Genomic DNA, 20,497 nt, shown 5'->3' with positions numbered 1-20,497 from the left:
GCGAATTCCAGCGTGTATTTTGGACCCTTGCGCAGCGAGCGCTTGCCGGGGAACTTTTCGACGTTCCAGAAATCCGCCCAAGAGGCCGGACCTTCCTTCAGCTTGTCGCCGTCATAGGCGATCGCCGTCGACCAGACGATGGCGCCGACGCCACAGTCATTGACGGCGGTATCGAGGAACTTGTCCTTGCCGCCCATCTTGTCCCAGTCGATCTTTTCATAGAGACCGTCGGCACAGCCGAGCGCCAGTTCTTCGGCCTCGACCTGCACGGCATCCCAGTTCGGCGCGCCGGCCTTCACCTTCGACTGGATGACACCGATGCCGCCATCCCAGGCTTCATCGAGCACCGGCTTGCCGGTCTTCTCGGAGAAAGGCTTGAAATAGATGTTGCGCTGCGCATCCTGATAATTGCCACCCCAGGAGACGACAGTTAGGTCCCGCGCGAAAACCGGTGCGACAAGGCTTGCTGACAGAACGACGGCAGCGGCCGTCAGAATTGCAGGTTTCATGAAAGTCTTCATTGCATTCCCCTTTTCTTCGTTACTGAAGGAACCGAATAGTCCGGCTCCGATGACGATCTCATGCGAGCTGTTGGCGCCACCTTCACCTTTGGCCTATCGGCGGTGTGCAATCTTTCTGATCTTCACGCCCTTTCCCCTGGGCGCCTCCAACCGATTGAATGGATTCCGGTCATTACCGGTCAATGGGGATTTTCCCCTTTTTGACCATTGTCAGACGTGCTGCCCTCCATTGATGTGGATTTCAGCGCCGTTGATGTAGGACGAAGGCTCGGTGCAGAGAAAATAAATGGTTTCCGCAACTTCGCGCGGTTCTCCTAGCCTTCCCATTGGCACTTCCGCGGCCACCAACGCATCCGTTCCGGGCGACAGGATCGACGTCTCGATCTCGCCCGGCGCGATGGCATTCGCCCTTACCCCGCGGCGGCCAAATTCATGCGCCATTTCCCGTGTCAGCGAGCCGAGAGCCGCCTTGGACGCCGCATACGCAACACCGGCAAAGGGGTGGACACGCGTTCCAGCAATGGAGGTGACGTTGACGATCGACCCCTTCGCCGCTTCAAGCTCCGGCATGAGCGCGCGGGCGATCAGCGCCGTCGAGACGACATTGACATTCAGCACCTGCGTCCAGACCTCCGCGTCTGTGCCCATCACGCCTAGGCGGCTCCTTTCCGGTCCCTTCGGCGAGATGCCGGCATTGTTGACCAGCGCATGCAGCCGCCCGTCCGGCAAGCGCTCGCGCACGGTCGCGGCAAGGCGGTCGATCTGCGAGAGATCCGCCAGGTCGGCCTGGATATGGCTTTCGCGGGCCGACGGCCAGGCGCACTCCTCGGAAAAAGCCTGACGAGAAACTGTGAGGATGCGCCAACCCTTCGACTGAAACAGCTTGACCGTGGCATGGCCGATGCCGCGGCTCGCGCCCGTCAGCAACATGTAACGGCGTTCTTCGGTCATGCGAGCATTCTCCGTTGATGCTTGATACATCCTAATAGGCGCTCGGCGAAATGCAAGCCTCCTCCCGCGAAAGGTCAGCCCCGCCGCGCATGCCTCTGCTCGTCGCGCTCTATGCGTTCCAGAATAGGCTTGCCGCCGAGCAGGATGTCATCAACGATCGCCATGGATGCGGCGGCCGAATCATGTCGTTTCAGGGCTTCGATGACGGGATAATGATGATCGATCATCGCTCGCCCGCCCTGAATATAGGCATCGGAAATGTGCGGTCCCATCTGTAACCAGAGCCGTCGCAGGATGCCGTTCAGAACTGGAAGACCGGCGATCTGCGGCAGCATGAAATGGAAGGCCTGGTTAAGTTCCGTACCTTTCAATCGATCGCCGGCATCAATTGCCAGCTCGTTTTCGCGTAAAATGCGCTCCAGAACGTCGATATCCGCGCTAGTCGCCACCTGTGCAGCCGTTTCTGCGGCCAGGCCCTCCAGCCGAATGCGGATCGACCGAATCTCCCTGTACCGGCTTTCGCTCAGGCCCGGAATACGGATATCGCGCGGCGAGCGAAAGACGATCGCTTCGTCACTGGCAAGCCGGAGGATGGCGTCGCGGATCGGCGTGACGCTCGTACCGAACTGCTCGGCAAGATCGCGGATCTTCAGCCGGTCGCCGGGCTGGAACCGCCCCTGGATCAGAGCATCGCACAACGTGCCATAGACGGCGCTATTCAGGTTCTCATAGTCCAGTGTGGTGAATTCAGGCATGGAATTGATCCGGGAAATAGAATAATAAGATACTTGATGCATCTTTTTTGACATGTTTCAAGTACGATCTGCCGCAGCGGGCATCTTCCGCCAGCCACGGTATCGGTGCAAGGGTGCCAAACCCTGTTTCAACGGACGACAGACCCATCGAAACAGGGTGGTTATCAAAGAGAATGCGGGAAATCGCGCGACGGAGTAAACATGACGGAGCAATCATCCGCCACCAAGAAAACAGATTCCATGTCTGCGACATGGGAGCCGACATCGCTCGCCGATGCCGAGGCCGCAGTCGCGGATATCTATGGCCTTGACGGCACGGTAAAGCGGCTTTCCAGCGAGCGTGACGAGACTTTTCTGTTCATCCGCAGCGACGGAACCGAGTTCGTCCTCAAGATCGCCAACCCCGCAGAAGACCCGGCAGCACTCGACTTCCAGGACGGCGCGCTGCTGCATCTGGCGTCGACCGCCCCTGCGGTCCCCGTACCCCGGCTTGTCCCGACGAAGAACGGCGAACCGAGCCACACACTGGCCACTTCGGACGGCCCGCGCATTATGCGCCTACTCACCTTCCTGCGCGGTGAGTTGCAGTATCGCACGCACGCCTGCGAGGCACAGAGCCGCAATGTCGGCCGGGCACTGGCGGAACTTGGCCTTGGTCTTAAGGACTATAACGGACGCCCGCCCGCCGGAAAGCTGATGTGGGATATCTCCCACACGCTGGATCTCGCCGCCGTCGTCGATCATGTCGCTCCCGAACGCCGCGCGCAGGCGGAAGCCGTGCTTCTCGAATTCGAGCGTGCGTTGCCTTCAATCACCGGACTTACGCGGCGCCAGATCATCCACAACGACTTCAACCCGCACAATATCCTTCTCGACCCGGCAGAACCCACCGAGGTTGTCGGCATCATCGATTTCGGCGATATGGTGTATGGGCCGCTCGTCAACGATCTCGCCGTCGCACTTTCCTATCATCTGGCGTCGGAGAACTGGGAGGCGCGCTCCGGCGCCTTCCTGGAGGGCTTCCTGTCGGCGCGCACTCTGGAACCGGCCGAAATGGAACTCCTGCCAGTACTCACTCGGGCGCGGCTCGCAATGTCAATCATCATCGCCGAATGGCGCTCGGCACGTTTTCCGGAGAACCACAACTACATCATGCGCAACCACGCCTTCGCCTGGCAGGGGCTCCTCAACATATCCGATTTAACACCGGCGGGGCTCAAGACGCTCGCGCCCAACCTTTTCGAGGCCTGAATCATGTCGATGGTAAACGCTTTCTCGCGCGAAGATTTTGAACGGTTGGACGAGACCGAACGGGCGCTGATCGCGCGCCGCGAAAAGGTGCTCGGGCCCGCCTACCGTCTCTTTTACGAAAAGCCATTGCATCTCGTGCGCGGCGAAGGCGTCTTCCTCTATGACGCCGCCGGCGAGAAATACCTCGACGCCTACAACAACGTCGCCTCGCTGGGCCATTGCCATCCACGTGTGGTGGGGGCAATCACGCAGCAGACCGCCGTGCTGAACACCCACACGCGCTATCTGCACGAAGGTATTGTCGATTATGCGGAGGCGCTGACGGCGACCTTCCCCGAAGCGCTCAGCCAGGTCATGTTCACCTGTACCGGCAGCGAGGCGAACGACCTTGCGGTGCGCATCGCTCGCTATGTCACCGGCGGCACGGGCATCATCGCCACCGAACTCGCCTATCACGGCCTGACGAGCGCGGTGGCCGAGTTCTCGCCCTCGCTTGGCGAATCCGTGACACTGGGTTCGCATGTGCGCACCGTCCCCGCGCCGGACAGCTACCGTCATTCGCCGGAAGAGATGATGGAAAAGTTTGGCCGCGACGTGCGCGCGGCGATCGCCGACCTGAAGCGCCACGGCATCAAACCGGCCATGCTGATCGCCGACACGATCTTTTCCAGCGACGGCATCTTCGCCGAACCAAAGGGGTTCTTGAAACCAGCAGTGGACGCGATCCACGAGGCGGGCGGCCTCTTCATCGCCGATGAAGTGCAGCCGGGCTTTGGCCGCACCGGTGAGGCCATGTGGGGCTTCGCGCGTCACGGTGTTGCACCCGACATGGTGACGATCGGCAAGCCGATGGGCAACGGCTATCCGATGGCCGGCATCGTGTTGCGCCCGGAGGTCATCGCTGAATTCGGCCCGCGCGCCCGCTATTTCAACACGTTCGGCGGCAATCCGGTCGCGGCCGCCGCCGGCAAGGCCGTGCTCGACACGATCCGCGTCGAGGGCCTGCAACAGAACGCACTGGAAATCGGACGCTACCTGATGAACGGCCTCAGGAGCTTGGCTACCAACCATCCGGCCTTCGGCGATGTGCGCGGCTCCGGCCTATTTATCGGCGTCGAGATCGTCGCCGACCCGGTCGCCAAGCGCCCCGACGCGACGCTGACGACGCGCATCGTCAACGGCCTGCGCGAACGCCGCATCCTTATCAGCGCGTCCGGGCCCCACGCCAACATCCTGAAAATCCGGCCACCGCTGGTGTTCTCCCGCGAAAATGCCGACATGCTGGTGGATGCGTTGGGCGATGTGTTGAAATCGCTCTGATCACAAAAATGAGCCGAGCCTACCATCGCAGCCTCGGCTCATTTTCATCAGAATGCAGAGACAAGAAACTTAATGCTCGGAAGTAGTATCTCGGATTGACGCTTTGGTTCAGACGGTGTGAAGGCGTGCAGCGAAGAATCGCCATCCACGATCAGAAGCTGCAGCGCGGCGAGGGTGGGGAGCTTCATTAAATCATTGTTATCCCAAGCGATCGAGATAGCGGTTCGAGGGTTCGAACCCGATCAAGGCGAGCAATCGGGGGCTTAGACAGCTATCGGGCCAAAAGCTGCCGTTTGGCGATGTTGGCGCGAATGACCGCTTTGCGCCAAATCCGGTCATCCAGCCAGTAATCATCTATTGCGCAGCTTCGGGCGTTGGCAAATTCCAGCTTCCATCAATCGTAGCCTTTTGCGGGCGGTATACGCGCGCGACACGACCGTATTTTCCTTCTGGTGTCGGCAACCAGTTGCCCTTCTTCGTCTCGCCAGGAGATACGTGGCCAGGATAGATCGTGAGCCATTTATTCTCACCGTACACTAAGCCCTTGGTCCGATCTGGAGTGGCGATCAAGCGGGTTCGCATGAGGAGGCGATCCGGAAAAGTGTAGAGTGTCAGCGACCAGCTTGTAAGGCGTGTTAATGAGGGAACCACTTTTCGCACCCCGCGGAATGTTTGCCGAGTGCAGCCGTGTGCCTGCGCCTCAACCGATCTTCTCCACGATGGGCGGGATTTGTACAACAGTCAGGTCCGTGGCGCCGGAATCGATGATGGCAAACACCGCTTCCAGCATTTTGGGCACATCCTGCCGCACCATTTCGATATGATCGCCCAGCATGGCAACGAAAGGATCCCAGTCGAAGCAGCCAAGCTGTGGCATCCGGTTGGCATAGTGTCCGGAACGGCGGATCCAGCGCATGACGCCTTCCAAGGAAATGGTCGAGTTGACGAACATACCGCGGGGCAGGTTGCTCGGCCGCTCGGCCAGTTGCTTCATGGCATTTTCCGCCTTTTCAGGGGCATAGCCGCAAGTGAGCACGAGCATCTCATCGACCGCGACGCCAGCCTGTGCATGCGCATCGCGAAACCCCCGGACGCGCTCCATTGTGTTGTGGTCCGAACCTCGACCGCCCACAAAGAGGAGGGGTGTCTTGCCGCCGTATTCCTTTTCGCAGTTGTTAAGCACGCGCCGCGTCAGCTCGAGGGCGCCCCCATAATTGTCGGAGATGACGGAGGGTGCGCGCAAGCCGGGTAGGTCGAGGTTGATGGTCCTGACCCCGGCGGCGGAGCACAGGTCCATCACGCGATCCGGATCGGTGGCGCCCGTCGCGATCAGGCAGTCGACCTGATAGGACAGCATGGCGCGCGCCGCCTCCAGTTCAAGCGCCGGATCGCGCCGCGTGCAGGTGATGATCGGAAAGAGGCCACGTTCGCGGGCAAGTGCCTCGAACTGCTCGACGATCGAACCGAAATAGCGGTTGTCGTATTTCGGAACGATCATGCCGATGATCTTGGAACGGTCCCGGCGCAGCACGCTCGCCTGCATGTTGAGCGCATAACCCTGCTCTTCGGCGAGCTTTGTGATCTTCTCGGCGAGCTTCACACTGATGCGGCGCTTCTTCCAGTTGCCGTTCAACACGGCGCTGACGGCGCTGGCCGACGTGCCTGCCAATTCCGCCAGATCGTAGATGGTCGTCCTTTTCGTTTGGCTCGTTCGATTCACATTTCATCTCCGCTTTCGCGAACCACCTTGACACCAATAAGGATTGGTGGCAATTCATGCTTCATCGATTGAGCAAGCTTGCTTCATCGATGGAGTTGCCTAATCAGCGGCTGACCCAAGGGAGGAGTCAGACACAGCACCGACGAGCGTGGGACGTTGCAGCGCGACCGCAGCGGAAGATGACTCGTGCGCCGATGGAGGCTACGGGGACGTCGGTGCATGGCGCCTTGGGAGACTTGAGGTCGCTGGCGAAAATCAACCATGGAGGAAACCAATGAAGACGCTTACCTATCTGCTCACATCGACAAGCCTTATCCTGTCGATCGGCAATGCCGCTTTTGCCCAGGATGCCGCGACTGTCGCCTTTCTGATGCCCGACCAGGCTTCGACCCGCTACGAGCAGCACGACTATCCCGGCTTCAAGGCCGAGATGGCGAAGCTTTGCCCTAACTGCACGGTGATCTACCAGAATGCCAACGCAGACGTCGCGCTCCAACAGCAGCAGTTCAACTCGGTAATTGCGCAGGGCGCCAAGATCATCGTGCTCGACCCAGTCGATTCCGCCGCCGCCGCCGGTCTAGTCGAAATCGCCCAGTCGCAGGACGTCAAGATTATCGCCTATGACCGCCCGATCCCGGACAAGCCGGCCGACTACTACGTTTCGTTCGACAATGAAGGCATCGGCCGCGCTATCGCCCAGTCACTGGTCGACTACCTAAAGGCGAAGGGCGTTGCGGATGGAGCCGGCGTATTGCAGATCAATGGCTCGCCGACCGATGCTGCCGCCGGCCTCATCCGTGACGGTATCGACTCTGCGCTGGACGGTTCGCCCTACAAGACGCTGGCCGAATATGACACGCCGGACTGGGCGCCGCCAAAGGCTCAGGAATGGGCCGCTGGCCAGATTACCCGTTTCGGCGACCAGATTACGGGTATCGTTGCGGCAAACGACGGCACCGGCGGCGGCGCGATCGCAGCTTTGAAGGCTGCCGGCGTCAAGGAAATGCCGCCGGTCACCGGCAATGACGCAACGATCGCAGCCCTCCAGCTCATCATCTCGGGCGACCAGTACAACACGATCTCCAAACCCTCCGAAATCGTTGCTGCGGCTGCGGCCGGCGTGGCGGTGAAGCTGCTCAAGGGCGAAACGCCCGAAGCAACCCATAAGCTGTACGAAACGCCCTCGCAGCTTTTCGTACCGGCGGTTGTCACGGCGGAGAACATTAAGGCTGAAATCTTCGACAAGGGCATCAACAAGCCGGAAGAAGTCTGCACCGGCGAGTATGTTGACGGTTGCCGCAAGCTCGGCATCATCAACTGAGCTGCACATCGTGTCCGRCTGCGCCTCGCAGCCGGACACCTCGATCAGTCGAAAGGTCACAGGGCCATGACAGCCACGCTTCAAAGTGCTCCCGACAAGGGAGAATCCGTGCTGCGTCTTAGCGGCGTATCAAAAAATTTCGGGGCCGTATCCGCACTGACGGATATCGAGCTCGACGTGAAAGCCGGCGAAGTCGTTGCGCTGGTCGGTGACAACGGCGCGGGCAAATCGACGCTGATCAAGGTGCTCGCGGGCGTACACCAACCGTCCGCTGGTTCGATCGAATTTTGCGGGCAGACGGTGACGCTCGACAGCCCAGCCGAGGCGCTGGATCTCGGCATTGCCACCGTGTTCCAGGATCTCGCCCTCTGCGAGAACCTCGATGTCGTGGCGAACCTGTTCCTGGGCCGTGAAATGTCACCATGGGCGCTTGACGAGGTCGCGATGGAAGTGCGCGCCTGGACGCTCCTGCGCGAACTTGCAGCGCGTATCCCCTCCGTCCGCGAGCCGATCGCTTCGCTCTCCGGCGGCCAGCGGCAGACCGTCGCGATTGCGCGCTCGCTGCTGCTCAATCCAAAGCTCATCATGCTCGACGAGCCAACGGCGGCACTGGGCGTGGCGCAGACGGCGGAGGTGTTGAACCTCATCGAGCGGGTTCGTGATCGTGGTCTCGGCGTCATCATCATCAGCCACAACATGGAAGACGTGCGTGCGGTTGCCGATCGGATCGTCGTGCTGCGGCTGGGGCGCAACAACGGTGTCTTCACGCCGGAATCGTCCAATCAGGAGCTCATCTCCGCCATAACGGGGGCGACGGACAATTCCGTTTCGCGCCGCCTCGACCGCAAGGCAGGTCACGTTCAGGAAAACCATGGGGGAGCCGCATGAGCCATAGCCCTTCAAACAACGTCCAGACTATGCTGGACCGCAGTGACGAGCGCGTGCGCCACGATGACAGCTTTTCCGGCATGGCACGGGCGTTCATTGACCGCGTGCGCGCCGGCGATCTCGGTATGCTCCCGGTCGCCGTCGGCCTCGTCGTCATCTCAATCGTTTTCTCGGTGCTCAATCCGATCTTCCTTGCCCCCAACAATTTGGTCAATCTGCTGTTCGATTGCGCGACCGTCGGCGTCATCTCGCTTGGAATCATCTGCGTGCTGGTGCTCGGCGAAATAGATCTCTCTGTCGGCTCCATGAGCGGACTTGCATCGGCCATGGTCGGCGTACTCTGGGTGAACATGGGACTGCCAATCGTCGGCGCCATCCTGGCAGCGCTTGTCGTCGGCGCGGGCATCGGCCTGCTTTATGCCACCCTCTACAATCGTCTCGGCATGCCGAGCTTCATCGCCACGCTTGCTGGTTTGCTCGCTCTTCTTGGATTGCAACTCTACATCCTCGGCCCGACCGGATCGATCAACCTACCCTATGCGTCCTCACTCGTTCGCTTCGGTCAGGTCCTGATCATGCCGGACTGGCTTTCCCACGGGCTAGCATTGGTGCCGGGCTTTGTCATGATCGGTAAAGGCGTGCGGACAATGCGCCAGCGCCAGGCGGCAAACCTCTCCGCTCAGCCGCTGCGCGCCTTGATCCTAAAGGCCCTGGTCCTGACGGTTGCGCTTGAAGTGGCTGTCTTCTACCTCAATATCGGCCGTGGCGTGCCGTGGATGTTCGCGCTGTTCGTGGCCCTTGCGATCATCCTCAACTATGCACTGACACGCACCCAATGGGGCCGTTCAATGTTCGCCGTCGGCGGCAACAAGGAAGCCGCGCGCCGCTCGGGTATCAACGTGCGCCGCATCTATACCAGCGCCTTCATGCTTTGCTCGACACTTGCCGCGCTCGGCGGTGTCCTTTCGGCGTCCCGCCTTGCTTCGTCGAGCCAGCAGGCGGGCACCGGCGACGTCAATCTCAACGCGATCGCAGCGGCGGTTATCGGCGGCACTAGTCTGTTCGGCGGACGCGGCAGCGCTTATTCGGCCCTACTGGGTATCATCGTCATCCAGGCGATTTCGAACGGCCTGACGCTGTTGAACCTCAGCTCATCGCTGCGCTACATGATCACCGGCGGCGTTCTCGCGATCGCGGTGATCGTCGACTCGCTCGCGCGCCGCTCTCGCGTCAGCCACGGCCGCGCCTGACCGAAACCATTGGAATGGAGTTTTGAACATGGCTGACCTCATGAAAGGCAAAGTCGTTGCCATCACGGGCGCCGCTTCCGGCATTGGCCTCGAATGCGCGCGCACCCTGTTATCGGAGGGAGCAAGAGTGGTGCTCATCGACCGCGCGCAGGACAAACTGGAAGTGCTCTGCAAGGGGCTGGGACCGAACGCCCTACCGCTCGTCGTCGATCTTTTGAAGCCGTCCGAGGTCTCCGGCATGCTGCCGCGCATACTCGACCTCGCCGGCGGGCTAGATGTCTTCCACGCCAATGCCGGCGCCTATATTGGCGGTCAGGTGGCGGAGGGCGACCCCGACGCCTGGGACCGAATGCTGAATCTCAACATCAACGCGGCCTTCCGCTCGGTGCACGCGGTCCTATCCCACATGATCGAGAAGAAGACGGGTGATATCCTGTTTACCAGCTCGATCGCCGGCGTCGTTCCCGTTGTCTGGGAGCCGATCTACACAGCCTCGAAATTCGCGGTTCAGGCCTTCGTGCACAGCACGCGCCGGCAAGTGGCGCAGCATGGCGTGCGTGTTGGTGCGGTCCTGCCCGGACCGGTGGTCACGGCACTGCTCGACGACTGGCCGAAGGAGAAGATGGATGAGGCGCTTGCCAATGGCAGCCTCATGCAGCCGAAGGAGGTTGCCGATGCCGTGCTTTTCATGCTGACGCGGCCGCGCAACGTCACGATCCGCGACCTGGTGATCCTTCCGAACAGCGTCGATCTTTAAGGCCATAGAGGCGGGTGGCAAGACGCCGCCTGCCAAGAACATTCCTGATTGCAGGCGGTAGAATCATGAGCAACATTTCCTCCGCACGCCCAGCGGGCGGCGAACGCTACCTCATCGGCGTCGATGTCGGCACGGGAAGTGCAAGAGCCGGCGTCTTCGATCTAGCCGGCCGGATGCTTTCATCCGGCAAGCACGACATCACGCTGTTTCGCGAACCGGGCGCGATGGTCGAGCAGTCGAGCACGGAGATCTGGGCTGCCGTTAGCGCTTCCGTGCGCGATGCCGTTGCCAAGGCGGGTGTTGCGCCCGAGCAGATTGCCGGCATCGGTTTCGACGCGACCTGCTCGTTGGTCGTGCTTGGCAAGGATGKCACGTCGCTAGCCGTCGGTCCATCGGAGGATGCCAAGCGGGACATCATCGTCTGGATGGATCACCGCGCCGTGGACCAGGTCGAGCGCATCAACGCCAAGGGCCACGAAGTGTTGCGCTATGTCGGCGGCCTAATTTCGCCGGAGATGGAGACACCAAAACTCCTCTGGCTCAAGGAAAACCGTCCGCAGATTTTTGACACTGCCTGGCAGTTTTTCGATCTCGCAGATTTCCTTACATGGCGCGCTACGGACGATCTCGCCCGGTCTACCTGCACGGTCACTTGCAAGTGGACCTATCTCGCGCATGAAAAGCGGTGGGACCCGAGCTATTTCCACGGTATCGGTCTCGGCGTCCTGGCCGACGAGGACTTTGCCCGCATCGGCCAGCATGTCGTCGAGCCCGGCACGCCGCTCGGTAACGGCTTGACGGCGCGGGCGGCGGCTGACCTCGGCCTAGTTGTCGGCACGCCGGTGGCAGCTGGCATGATCGATGCCCATGCGGGCGGGATCGGGACCGTTGGAGTGGATGGCCCACCGGAAAACAATCTTGGCTATGTCTTCGGTACGTCGTCCTGCACGATGACCTCGACGCATGAGCCGGTGTTCGTGCCTGGCGTCTGGGGGCCGTATTTTTCGGCGATGGTGCCTGGCATGTGGCTGAACGAAGGGGGCCAGTCGGCGGCGGGTGCTGCAATCGACCAGCTCCTGTCCTTCCATCCGGCTGCAAGCGAAGCGACCGCGCTGGCGAAGTCGCGCGGCCTTGCCCTACCGGTTCTGCTTGCCGAATTGGCGGCAGAAAACGCCGAAACACTATCCGGCGTGGCGGAACGTGCGAACGGCTTGCACGTCGTGCCGGAATTCCTTGGAAACCGGGCGCCCTTTGCTGATCCGCATGCCCGCGCTGCGGTTGTCGGTCTCGGCATGGATCCCGATCTCGACAATCTCATCTCGCTCTACATCGCAGGCCTGTGCAGCATCGGCTATGGCCTTCGTCAGATCATTGATGTCCAAGCGGCCGCTGGAGCGCCGATCGACAAGATCGTGATCAGCGGCGGCGCCGGCCAACTCGACTTGGTCCGCCAACTTCTCGCCGATGCGACGGGAAAACCTCTGCTGGCAACGCGTGCGGAAGAACCGGTCCTGCTCGGCGCCGCCATCCTCGGCAGCGTCGCCGGCGGCATCTTCCACGATGTGCGCGAGGCGATGGCAGCCCTCTCAGCGACCGATCACACCTACCAGCCAGAAGGAGGCGAAACCGCTGTACTGCATGCCAAGCGGTACGATGCGTTCAGGCAGCTACAGGCCCTGGCTCGCGAAATCCGTTTGAGTTAGAGGGGCATGKGCGCTGTCACGTCTGGATAGCGCCCGCATGTCGGTCGCCCAACCACCCACTGAAGCTCCCAGAAGCAGTCGTTCTGCTTCGCTAGTTGTCTCGTCCGGGATGCCCCCGTCATTCCCAACCGGCGGATTCGGCTTCCTAGAGACGGCGGAACAGAAAGCGATCATGCTGATGTCGCAATGCACACCACCAACCTTTTTCTAGCTTTTCGCACCCTCGATGCGTGCCAGCACGCCGTCCAGAGCCTGGGTCAGCGCCGCCTTTCCACCCTTGGTTTCAAAATCCGAGAGCACCTGTTCGTTCAGCCCGCCCTTGGTGGCGAACTCCCGGCTTAACTCGCTGAAGGATTCGATGTCGGTTTTTTGCGCTCTATCTGCGAGGCTCTGGAAAAGCGGCGCGAGATAGGCTCGCCCCTTCGATCTTTCAAGGCCCTTGTCCGCCAGCCATTCCGTTGCGAATTCCATGACGCCGAAGTAAGTCGACATCAGTGCGCTGGCGGCCGCGAGAAGGTCATATTCCTTTTTCGTTTCGCACTGGACCGCATTGCCGAGGGCGTCGAACAAAGAAGCGACTTCGACGTCCGGCGGATAGATCGCGGTGACGCCGAGACGGTCCTCGACGAATGGCAACGGGATCGCCTGCACCAGATGCACGTCGGCGCCGATCCAGTCGAGCAGGTTCTGCCGCTCTATTGCCGCGACGACGCTGATGACCAACTGGCCTTGCCGGAAGGAAAGCGCCTCAATGACCTCTTTGGCGATCTGCGGCCGGACGGCGAGAAAGACGATCTCGCTAAGATCGACGACCGCCTGATTGTCCTTGGCCACGCGCGCCGATGGGAAGTCGGCGGCAAGCCGGGCGGCTATATCCGCGCTGCGCGGAGAAAGGTGCACTTCGGCCGCATAGGGGGTGGTGGTCAGAAGTCCGCGAACCATCGCTTCGGTAATGGCGCCGGTGCCGACAAAGCCAATGCTGTTGACGCTCACGATCTACTCCGCGGCTCGCAACGGACCGAGCGTGACGTCGGTCGTGTAGTTTTCGCGCATGAAGTTGATGAAATTGTCCTGGAACTGGCGGGTATGAGCATGCGCGAGCTCGTCGGCCAGATCGACATTCTTGTCCCGGATGGCGTCCAGCATTTGGCTATGTTCGTCCGTCAGCAGATACCCTTCATGTGTTCGCTCAAGGTACTCGAAATGGAGGTGGAGCATGCGCTGGCCCTGGGACAGGAGCTTCTCGTAGAACGACGCGAGATACTGGTTCTTGCCAGCATAGGCGATCGCCATATGGAATTCCTTGTTCGCCTCGGACATGGCGAGGTGATTGCCGGTCCTGACTGCCGTCGCAAAGGCCTTGTCACGCTTGGCGATGACCTTCAGATCGGTATCGGTGCGCAACGCGGCAGCAAGGCGGGTGTTCATGCGCTGGGCTATGTCCAGGGCTTCCACATATTTTGGAAAGGTGGCGACCTCGATCGGCGCGACAATCGTGCTGCGGTTCGACAGGGTCACCACGAGCTCGTCCGCTCCGAGGCGGATCAGTGCTTCCCGCACGGGTGAGCGGGACATGTCGAAACGCTCCGCAAGGGTCGTTTCGTCGAGAAGTTGGCCGGGGGGCAGCGTCAGCGCCAAAATCTCGTTGCGGAGCGTGTCGTAGACGCTTTTCCAGCCGGTACCCCRGATTCGTTTCACTTCAGTCTCGTCAGACACTTAGGTCCCTTTCATCGGCAGATGCGGCATTGGGCCAGAAAACCATCGTCCCGGCAATGTAATTTTTCCGCTTGACTTTGTCGACACGCTGTTGACAAATATTATTCAGTCGACACGTAGCCGACATGAAATAACAGAAACGGCCAGAGCCGACGAGTGGAACCGCGCATCACGCGCACAGCAAAAGAGGAATACCGATGTTCTCGAAGATGATCACGTCCGCCGCGCGGGCAGTGCCAGCGCTCGCTCTCGTGGGTGCTCTTTCCGTACCAGCCGCTCACGCCCAGACTGTCGAGGGATATTGGCAGGGGGTCCAGACTGCGGGTGTCCTGAAATGCGGTGCTGCAGTGGCTCCGCCGTACATCATGCGGGACCCGGCGACCGGAGAATATTCCGGCTTCTATGCTGATCTTTGCCGCGAGTTCGCCGACACGCTGAAGGTGAAAGCCGAATTCATCGACACGACCTGGGATAATATCGTTGCCGGTCTCCAGGCCGGGAAGTGGGACATGTCGCTGGCGCTCAACCGCACGCCGGCCCGCGCCATGGCCGTCCAGTTCTCGATCCCGGCGATGGAATACCAGATCTCGCTTGCCTACAACAAAAGCAACCCGAAGATCCCGCAGGGCGCCGCTTCGGTCGCCGATATCGACAAGGCCGATGTGACGATCGCCGTCATGTCCGGTACCGCGCAGGACAAGGCGATCTCGGCCGTCGTCAAGAACGCGACGATCATGCGCCTGCCTGGAAACGATGAAACGCGCCTCGCGCTGAATTCCAAACGCGCCGATCTCCTGGTCGACGCTTCGGACACAAACCAGCTTCTCACACAGGCCAACCCGGATTGGGCGGTGGCGATCAATCCGACGCCTGCGCTTGCCAAGCAGGGTGTTTCGTTCGGCCTGCCGCACGGCATGTCGGCCGCCGATGTAGAAGTGGTCAATATCTTCCTGGAGGAAAAGGTCGCGACCGGTCATGTCGACGAGTTGATCCGCAAGGCGGTGGATCAGGTTCTCAGCAGTTCCAACTGATCCTGTTGGCGTCGGCGCATGTCGCCGACGCCTTCTTCTGGTTTTAAGATGAACCGAGAGCGGCCATGACCATGTCCTTCAGTCTTCCCCTCGTCAAAATGCAGGCGCTCCACAAGAGCTATGCCGACGGCGCAGTCCAGGTGCTGAAAGGCATCGATATCGAAATGAAGCCGGGTGAACGCGTTGTCGTCATCGGCCCAAGCGGCGGCGGCAAGAGTACCCTGCTGCGGGTGATGATGGGGCTGGAGAAGATCGACAGAGGTTCGGTGACCTTTGACGGAAAGCCGTACATCTCCTCCGGGAGCAGTGAGAGCAAGACCGTCATCGACATGAGCGTCCGCCGCTCGATCGGAATGGTCTTCCAGCATTACACCTTGTTTCCGCATCTCAATGTCCTGCAGAATCTCATCCTTGCTCCCTGCAAGGTGCGCGGCGAAGCAAAGGCCAAGGCGCAGGATCGGGCGCAGATCCTCCTGGAGCGTTTCGGGCTGGGTGCGAAGGCGAGGGCCTATCCGGCCCAGCTTTCCGGCGGCCAGAAGCAGCGCGTTGCCATCGCCCGCGCCTTGATGCTCGATCCGAAGCTGATGTTGTTCGACGAAGTAACGTCGGCGCTGGACCCGGAACTGGTGGGCGAAGTCGAGCAGGTCATCCTGCAGCTAGCCGCCCAGAACATGCCGATGATGATCGTCACCCACGATATGTGGTTCGCCAGGAATATTGCCTCGCGGGTCATCTTCTGCGCAGGCGGAGTGGTGGTCGAGGACGGTCCGCCGGAGCAGGTGCTCGGGTCTCCGAAAGAGGAACGGACCAAGGAATTCATCGACCGTGTCTTTCACATCAACCAATAGGAGGCGAGGGTGGATTACACATTCGACTTCAACGCGGTCTCGCTTGCACCCTTGCTCAAGGGCCTATGGGTGTCGCTTGAACTGACGGTCGCCGCCAATGTCATCGGCATCGTGTTCGGCTTCGGATTGGCGCTGCTGATCATGAGCCCGTTCAAGCTCGTCCGGCTACCGTTCATGCTGTTCGTCGAGTTCTTTCGCTGCACGCCCGCGATCGTCCAGATTGTCTGGATCTTCTATTGCGTGCCGATGCTGTTCGACGTGTTTCTCGATCCGATCACGATGGGCGTGCTGGCTCTGGGCCTCAATCTGATGGCCTTCAATGCCGAAGCCTACCGGGCGTCCATCCAAGCGGTGCCCAAAGAGCAGATCGACGCCGGGATCGCCCTTGGCCTGACGCCGATCCAGCGCATTCTCCATATCGTCTTTCCAACGGCTTTCCGTGCTTCGGTGCCGGTTCTCCTGACCAATGGCATCGTGATCTTCCAGCAGAGCGCCCTCGTTGCGATCGTCGCGATCCAGGATCTCATGTACCAGGGCAAATCCCTGGCAACGGAGACCTATCGCCCGATCGAGACATTCACCGTGGTCGCTCTGATCTATTTCGCGGTGTCTTTCCCGGTAACCCAGATCGTCGGCCTGCTTGAGCGCCGCCGGCAGCTTCTCGTCAGCTAGGGGCACGTCATGGAACTCGATTTCTCGATCCTGTCCAAATTCCAGTACGCGCTTCTGCTCGGACTATGGACGACGCTCAAACTCACTGTGATCTGTATCGTGCTCGGTTGCGCGCTGGGCTTTGCCGTCGGCCTTGCCCGCACGTCGCGCAACATCGCCGTTCGGGCGGTTTCCAGCGCCTATGTCGAATTCTTCCGCGGCACGCCGGTCCTTGTCCAATTGTTCTGGATCTTCTTCTGCCTGCCGCTGATGCTTGGTGTCGAGCTCTCCAACTTCACGTCCGGCGTCGTTGCGCTGACGCTGTACATGGGAGCAATCACCAGCGAGACCTTCCGGGCGAGCCTGAAGTCGATCGGGCCGGAGCAATTTGATGCCTGTGTGGCGCTTGGGCTGCCGAGGAACGTACAGGTCATCAATGTCGTTCTGCCGCAGGCGGTTCTTCGCGCCATTCCGACACTGCTGTCGAACTGCGTCAGTCTCTTCAAGGAGAGCGCGCTGGTTTCGGCCGTAGGCATGGCCGATCTGATGTTCGTCGGCCAGAATATCTCCAACAACACCGCAAGGCCGGTCGAAGTGCTCACGGTCGTGGCGCTCATCTATTTCGTCATTGCGTTTCCCCTGACACGGGCCGTCTCGGTCATCGAGGCCCGGATCCTCAGGAAACTCGCCATCTAATCGCAACAGCTTCACAGACAGGAGACACCCCATGAAACTGTCCGGCGTCATGCCCGCGCTCATCACCCCTTTCGACGCAAACGGCAAGGTCGATTTCAAAGCTTATGAAAAACATCTGACTGCCCTGCGCGCTGCGGGCGTGACAGGCTGGGTGCCGATGGGATCGACCGGCGAATATTCCGCGCTTACCAATGCGGAGCGGGATGAGGTGCTGAAATTCGTCAAGGATTTCGCCAACGAAGGCGAGGCCCTGATCGCCGGCACGAATGCACCGGCGACCCGCGAGGTCATCGAGAACACCTTGCGCGCCAAGGAGATCGGTTACGACACCGTTCTGCTCGCCACGCCGTTTTATACCCGCCCGACCCAGGAAGAGCTTCTGGCGCATTTCGAGATGGTGCTGACGGAAACCGACATCAACCTCGTCCTCTACAGCTATCCCTACAAGGATGGTGTCGAGATCGGCTTCGACATCCTCGACGCACTGGCCGATGATCCGCGCGTTCTCGGCATCAAGGAGAGCTCCGGTTCGCTTCAACGGGCGATCGATATCCATGCCCGCTACAAGGGGCGCCTCGATCTGATCTCGGGATCCGACGACATTGCCCTTGATTTCATGTTCTGGGGTGCCGACGCCTGGATCTGTGGACCGGCGAACTGCATGGCGAAGGCCTGCGTCGATCTGGACCGCACCTTCCGCTCGGGCGACCTTGCCGAGGCGCGCGAGAAGATGGTGGTTCTCTATCGTGYCATGAACATCCTGGAGAGCGGCAAGTTCGTGCAGAAGGTCAAGTATGGCTGCGAACTGCAGGGGCTTCCAGTCGGTATTTGCCGGGCTCCGCTCGGCGAGCTGACCACCGATGAGAAGGCGGAATTCACCGCAGCCATGCAGCCTATCCTGAACTGGTAGGCGTCATCTCTGTCGGGGCGCGACAGCGCCCCGGTCGTTATCTCTTGAGCCTGAGGAAAAGAAGTGTCTCCCATCGTCGTCGTCGGAGCCGGCATCATTGGTACGGCCATTGCCTACGAGTTGCAGCGCCGCGGCCAGTCCGTCGTGCTGGTCGACAAGACCGGGCCGGGGCAGGGTGCGTCCTATGGCAACATGGCGAGCATTGCGGTGACGGAATTTATGCCGGCCTCCCGGCCGGGAATCTGGGCGCAGATGCCGAAATGGTTGCTTGATCCGGAAGGCCCGGTGCGCATCCGCCCCTCCTACTTGCCCCGCCTTATCCCCTGGTTTCTGCGTTTTCTCGAGGCGAGCCGCCCGTCGAAGCTCAGGGCGCTTGAGGCTGCGGGGGCTGCCCTGTGCGCACGGGTTTACGAGGATCTCGACGATCTGCTGAAGACGACGGGTCTTCAGGATATGCTCAGCAGAGAAGGCTGCCTGAGCGTTTACGCCGATGAGGCGGAATTCCACGCGGACCGGGATCATGTCGAGATTCTGGATCGTTTCGGCTTCCGTTACGAAATCCTCGGCGGCGACGCCATTCGTCATCTGGAACCTGCTTTGACGACTAAGATTAGCAAGGCACTGCTTTTTCCTGACAATCGTTCCATCTCCGATCCGTATAAACTCGTTCTGAAACTCTTCGAAAAATTCCAAGAGCTTGGCGGTGTTATTCAGCAGGGAGAGGTCGTCGGTTTCGATCACGACAATTCCGGCGTTACAGCCTTGCGCCTCGCTGATGGCCGCCGGCTTGAAGCCGGATCGGTGGTCCTGGCGGCCGGAGCTTTCACCGCACGCCTGTCGGCAATGCTGCAGGAGCCGATCCCGCTCGAAACGGAGCGCGGCTACCATACGCAGATCATGGCGCCGGGTCTTTCGATCCGCCACTCGATGATCTGGCCGGCACGGGCCTTCATGGTCACGCCGACGGCCGGCGGCATCCGCGTCGGCGGCACGGTCGAAATGGCCGGCCTCGATGCTGCGCCAGACTACAGACGCTCCAAGGTTCTGGTGAAGCGGGCGAGGGAGGCACTGCCTCATCTGAAGGTGGAAAATACGACCGAATGGATGGGGCATCGCCCGGCCATGCCGGACACCGTTCCGGTCATGGGCCCATCGGCAAAGCGGAAGAACGTCTGGTACGCCACCGGCCATGGGCATCTCGGGCTGACATATGGCGCGACCACCGCGCGTTTGATGGCCGATCTCATCACGGGCGTCACGCCGCCCATCGACATGAAACCCTATCGCGTCGACCGGTTTTAACCGGACGCCACGCTCGACAGGAAGGAAACGGTAATGCGAAACGAACTCTACATCGACGGCAGATGGGTCAAGCCCATCAGGGGTGCTAGCACCGAGGTCACGAACCCTGCGACCGAGGAAGTCATTCAAACGATTGCCGCCGCGACCGAGGAAGACGTCGACCTCGCCGTCAAGGCGGCCCGCCGCGCTTTCGACAAGGATGGCTGGCCGAAACTGTCCGGCGCCCAGCGTGCGACCTATCTTCGTTCCATCGCCGACGGCATTCGTGCGCGCCAGGCAGAGATCGCCCGGTTGGAAGTTCTCGACAACGGCAAACCTTTTCCAGAAGCGGACTGGGATGTTGCGGATGCTGCAGGATGTTTTGATTTCTACGCGGGCCTTGCCGAGCAGCTCGATAGCAATCCGGAAGAGTACATTGTCCTCGCCGATGACCGGTTCACGTCCAAGGCGGTGAGGGAGCCGATTGGTGTCGCGGGAGCCATAATTCCATGGAACTATCCGCTGCTGATGGCCGCCTGGAAGGTCGCACCGGCGCTTGCGGCTGGATGCACAATTGTTCTCAAACCCGCTGAACAAACGTCGCTGACGGCGCTTGAGTTGGCCGCCATTGCCGACGACGTCGGCCTGCCTGCAGGGGTATTGAACATTCTGACCGGCGCCGGTTCCGTGGCTGGCCAGGCGATCATCGATCACAAGGGGGTCGACAAGCTGGCATTTACAGGATCGGGACCGATCGGCTCCAAAATCATGGCCGCGGCTGCTCGCGACATCAAGCGCGTGAGCCTCGAACTCGGCGGCAAGTCGCCCTTCGTCGTCTTCGAGGATGCCGATATCGATGAAGCCGTCGAATGGATCATGTTCGGCATCTTCTGGAACCAGGGTCAGGTCTGTTCGGCAACCTCGCGC

The 20,497-nt window shown here is 60.6% G+C and carries 21 protein-coding genes; 14 read left to right on the top strand and 7 right to left on the bottom strand.

Annotation, left to right across the window (positions count from 1 at the left end):
• The 3 genes from AC1D17_RS23345 to AC1D17_RS23335 form a co-directional block, all read right to left on the bottom strand.
• A partial coding sequence (locus tag AC1D17_RS23345) for a type 2 periplasmic-binding domain-containing protein (RefSeq protein WP_477567687.1) occupies positions 1-509 on the bottom strand: 509 nt, incomplete at its 3' end.
• 222 nt (positions 510-731) lie between these two features.
• Complete coding sequence (locus AC1D17_RS23340; protein WP_477567686.1) at positions 732-1,472, bottom strand: SDR family NAD(P)-dependent oxidoreductase; 741 nt, start codon at positions 1,470-1,472, stop codon at positions 732-734.
• 74 nt (positions 1,473-1,546) lie between these two features.
• Complete coding sequence (locus tag AC1D17_RS23335) at positions 1,547-2,227, bottom strand: GntR family transcriptional regulator (RefSeq protein WP_477567685.1); 681 nt, start codon at positions 2,225-2,227, stop codon at positions 1,547-1,549.
• Positions 2,228-2,467: 240 nt separating this feature from the next.
• Here AC1D17_RS23335 and AC1D17_RS23330 point away from each other — a divergent pair, with 240 nt between their 5' ends.
• Both AC1D17_RS23330 and AC1D17_RS23325 read left to right on the top strand, forming a co-directional pair.
• Positions 2,468-3,478, top strand: a complete 1,011-nt coding sequence (locus AC1D17_RS23330; RefSeq protein ID WP_477567684.1) for a phosphotransferase — start codon at positions 2,468-2,470, stop codon at positions 3,476-3,478.
• Positions 3,479-3,481: 3 nt separating this feature from the next.
• Positions 3,482-4,798, top strand: coding sequence for an aspartate aminotransferase family protein (locus AC1D17_RS23325; RefSeq protein ID WP_477567683.1), 1,317 nt, complete (start codon positions 3,482-3,484; stop codon positions 4,796-4,798).
• A gap of 354 nt (positions 4,799-5,152) precedes the next feature.
• Here AC1D17_RS23325 and AC1D17_RS23320 read toward each other — a convergent pair whose 3' ends face one another.
• Together AC1D17_RS23320 and AC1D17_RS23315 are read right to left on the bottom strand one after the other, a co-directional pair.
• Entirely contained in the window at positions 5,153-5,449 is a 297-nt protein-coding gene (locus tag AC1D17_RS23320; RefSeq protein ID WP_477567682.1) for a DUF1214 domain-containing protein, read from the bottom strand.
• Between the two features lie 49 nt (positions 5,450-5,498).
• Positions 5,499-6,518 carry a LacI family DNA-binding transcriptional regulator gene (locus AC1D17_RS23315; RefSeq protein WP_477567681.1) on the bottom strand — a complete coding sequence of 340 codons (1,020 nt, stop codon included), beginning with the start codon at positions 6,516-6,518 and terminating at the stop codon, positions 5,499-5,501.
• Positions 6,519-6,792: 274 nt separating this feature from the next.
• On the opposite strand from AC1D17_RS23315, the gene AC1D17_RS23310 reads away from it, so the two are divergent.
• The 5 genes from AC1D17_RS23310 (at position 6,793) to AC1D17_RS23290 (ending at position 12,437) form a co-directional block, all read left to right on the top strand.
• Entirely contained in the window at positions 6,793-7,839 is a 1,047-nt protein-coding gene (locus AC1D17_RS23310) for an ABC transporter substrate-binding protein (protein ID WP_477567680.1), read from the top strand.
• Positions 7,840-7,905: 66 nt separating this feature from the next.
• A complete protein-coding gene (locus AC1D17_RS23305) occupies positions 7,906-8,727 on the top strand; it encodes an ATP-binding cassette domain-containing protein (protein WP_477567679.1) in 822 nt (273 codons plus the stop codon).
• Entirely contained in the window at positions 8,724-9,977 is a 1,254-nt protein-coding gene (locus AC1D17_RS23300) for a sugar ABC transporter permease (protein WP_477567678.1), read from the top strand. Before AC1D17_RS23305 ends, AC1D17_RS23300 begins: the two co-directional genes overlap by 4 nt.
• Before the next feature lie 28 nt (positions 9,978-10,005).
• On the top strand, positions 10,006-10,734 hold the full coding sequence (locus AC1D17_RS23295; RefSeq protein ID WP_477567677.1) for an SDR family oxidoreductase: 729 nt from the start codon (positions 10,006-10,008) through the stop codon (positions 10,732-10,734).
• Between the two features lie 65 nt (positions 10,735-10,799).
• Positions 10,800-12,437 (top strand): FGGY-family carbohydrate kinase, encoded by a 1,638-nt coding sequence (locus AC1D17_RS23290; RefSeq protein WP_477567676.1) that lies wholly within the window; start codon positions 10,800-10,802, stop codon positions 12,435-12,437.
• A gap of 207 nt (positions 12,438-12,644) precedes the next feature.
• On the opposite strand, the gene AC1D17_RS23285 is transcribed toward AC1D17_RS23290, so the two are convergent.
• Together AC1D17_RS23285 and AC1D17_RS23280 are read right to left on the bottom strand one after the other, a co-directional pair.
• Positions 12,645-13,430, bottom strand: a complete 786-nt coding sequence (locus AC1D17_RS23285) for a pyrroline-5-carboxylate reductase (RefSeq protein WP_264223717.1) — start codon at positions 13,428-13,430, stop codon at positions 12,645-12,647.
• Positions 13,431-13,433: 3 nt separating this feature from the next.
• Entirely contained in the window at positions 13,434-14,153 is a 720-nt protein-coding gene (locus tag AC1D17_RS23280) for a GntR family transcriptional regulator (RefSeq protein ID WP_477567675.1), read from the bottom strand.
• A gap of 197 nt (positions 14,154-14,350) precedes the next feature.
• On the opposite strand from AC1D17_RS23280, the gene AC1D17_RS23275 reads away from it, so the two are divergent.
• From AC1D17_RS23275 to AC1D17_RS23245, 7 genes are all read left to right on the top strand, one after another.
• Positions 14,351-15,184: a substrate-binding periplasmic protein gene (locus tag AC1D17_RS23275; protein ID WP_477567674.1), complete on the top strand. Its 834-nt coding sequence runs from the start codon at positions 14,351-14,353 to the stop codon at positions 15,182-15,184.
• A 65-nt stretch (positions 15,185-15,249) separates the two neighbouring features.
• Positions 15,250-16,032: an amino acid ABC transporter ATP-binding protein gene (locus AC1D17_RS23270; RefSeq protein ID WP_477567673.1), complete on the top strand. Its 783-nt coding sequence runs from the start codon at positions 15,250-15,252 to the stop codon at positions 16,030-16,032.
• Positions 16,033-16,041: 9 nt separating this feature from the next.
• Positions 16,042-16,704 carry an amino acid ABC transporter permease gene (locus AC1D17_RS23265; protein WP_477567672.1) on the top strand — a complete coding sequence of 221 codons (663 nt, stop codon included), beginning with the start codon at positions 16,042-16,044 and terminating at the stop codon, positions 16,702-16,704.
• A gap of 9 nt (positions 16,705-16,713) precedes the next feature.
• Complete coding sequence (locus AC1D17_RS23260) at positions 16,714-17,379, top strand: amino acid ABC transporter permease (protein ID WP_477567671.1); 666 nt, start codon at positions 16,714-16,716, stop codon at positions 17,377-17,379.
• A gap of 31 nt (positions 17,380-17,410) precedes the next feature.
• Positions 17,411-18,289 carry a 4-hydroxy-tetrahydrodipicolinate synthase gene (gene dapA / locus AC1D17_RS23255; RefSeq protein ID WP_477567670.1) on the top strand — a complete coding sequence of 293 codons (879 nt, stop codon included), beginning with the start codon at positions 17,411-17,413 and terminating at the stop codon, positions 18,287-18,289.
• A 63-nt stretch (positions 18,290-18,352) separates the two neighbouring features.
• Positions 18,353-19,591 carry an NAD(P)/FAD-dependent oxidoreductase gene (locus AC1D17_RS23250; protein ID WP_477567669.1) on the top strand — a complete coding sequence of 413 codons (1,239 nt, stop codon included), beginning with the start codon at positions 18,353-18,355 and terminating at the stop codon, positions 19,589-19,591.
• Between the two features lie 33 nt (positions 19,592-19,624).
• Positions 19,625-20,497 (top strand): aldehyde dehydrogenase family protein (locus AC1D17_RS23245; RefSeq protein ID WP_477567668.1); only part of this gene is annotated, 873 nt, incomplete at its 3' end.

Source organism: Pararhizobium sp. P1_E7, from assembly GCF_056405855.1.
Note: the sequence above shows the minus strand (reverse complement) of the source record. Positions and strands in the feature narration are given on the sequence as shown.

Excerpts from the sequence above, each read along its gene's own strand:
- AC1D17_RS23340 (WP_477567686.1), bottom strand. The coding sequence starts at position 1,472 with ATGACCGAAGAACGCCGTTACATGTTGCTGACGGGCGCGAGCCGCGGC.
- AC1D17_RS23335 (WP_477567685.1), bottom strand. The coding sequence starts at position 2,227 with ATGCCTGAATTCACCACACTGGACTATGAGAACCTGAATAGCGCCGTC.
- AC1D17_RS23330 (WP_477567684.1), top strand. The coding sequence starts at position 2,468 with ATGTCTGCGACATGGGAGCCGACATCGCTCGCCGATGCCGAGGCCGCA.
- AC1D17_RS23325 (WP_477567683.1), top strand. The coding sequence starts at position 3,482 with ATGTCGATGGTAAACGCTTTCTCGCGCGAAGATTTTGAACGGTTGGAC.
- AC1D17_RS23310 (WP_477567680.1), top strand. The coding sequence starts at position 6,793 with ATGAAGACGCTTACCTATCTGCTCACATCGACAAGCCTTATCCTGTCG.
- AC1D17_RS23305 (WP_477567679.1), top strand. The coding sequence starts at position 7,906 with ATGACAGCCACGCTTCAAAGTGCTCCCGACAAGGGAGAATCCGTGCTG.
- AC1D17_RS23300 (WP_477567678.1), top strand. The coding sequence starts at position 8,724 with ATGAGCCATAGCCCTTCAAACAACGTCCAGACTATGCTGGACCGCAGT.
- AC1D17_RS23295 (WP_477567677.1), top strand. The coding sequence starts at position 10,006 with ATGGCTGACCTCATGAAAGGCAAAGTCGTTGCCATCACGGGCGCCGCT.
- AC1D17_RS23275 (WP_477567674.1), top strand. The coding sequence starts at position 14,351 with ATGTTCTCGAAGATGATCACGTCCGCCGCGCGGGCAGTGCCAGCGCTC.
- AC1D17_RS23270 (WP_477567673.1), top strand. The coding sequence starts at position 15,250 with ATGACCATGTCCTTCAGTCTTCCCCTCGTCAAAATGCAGGCGCTCCAC.
- AC1D17_RS23260 (WP_477567671.1), top strand. The coding sequence starts at position 16,714 with ATGGAACTCGATTTCTCGATCCTGTCCAAATTCCAGTACGCGCTTCTG.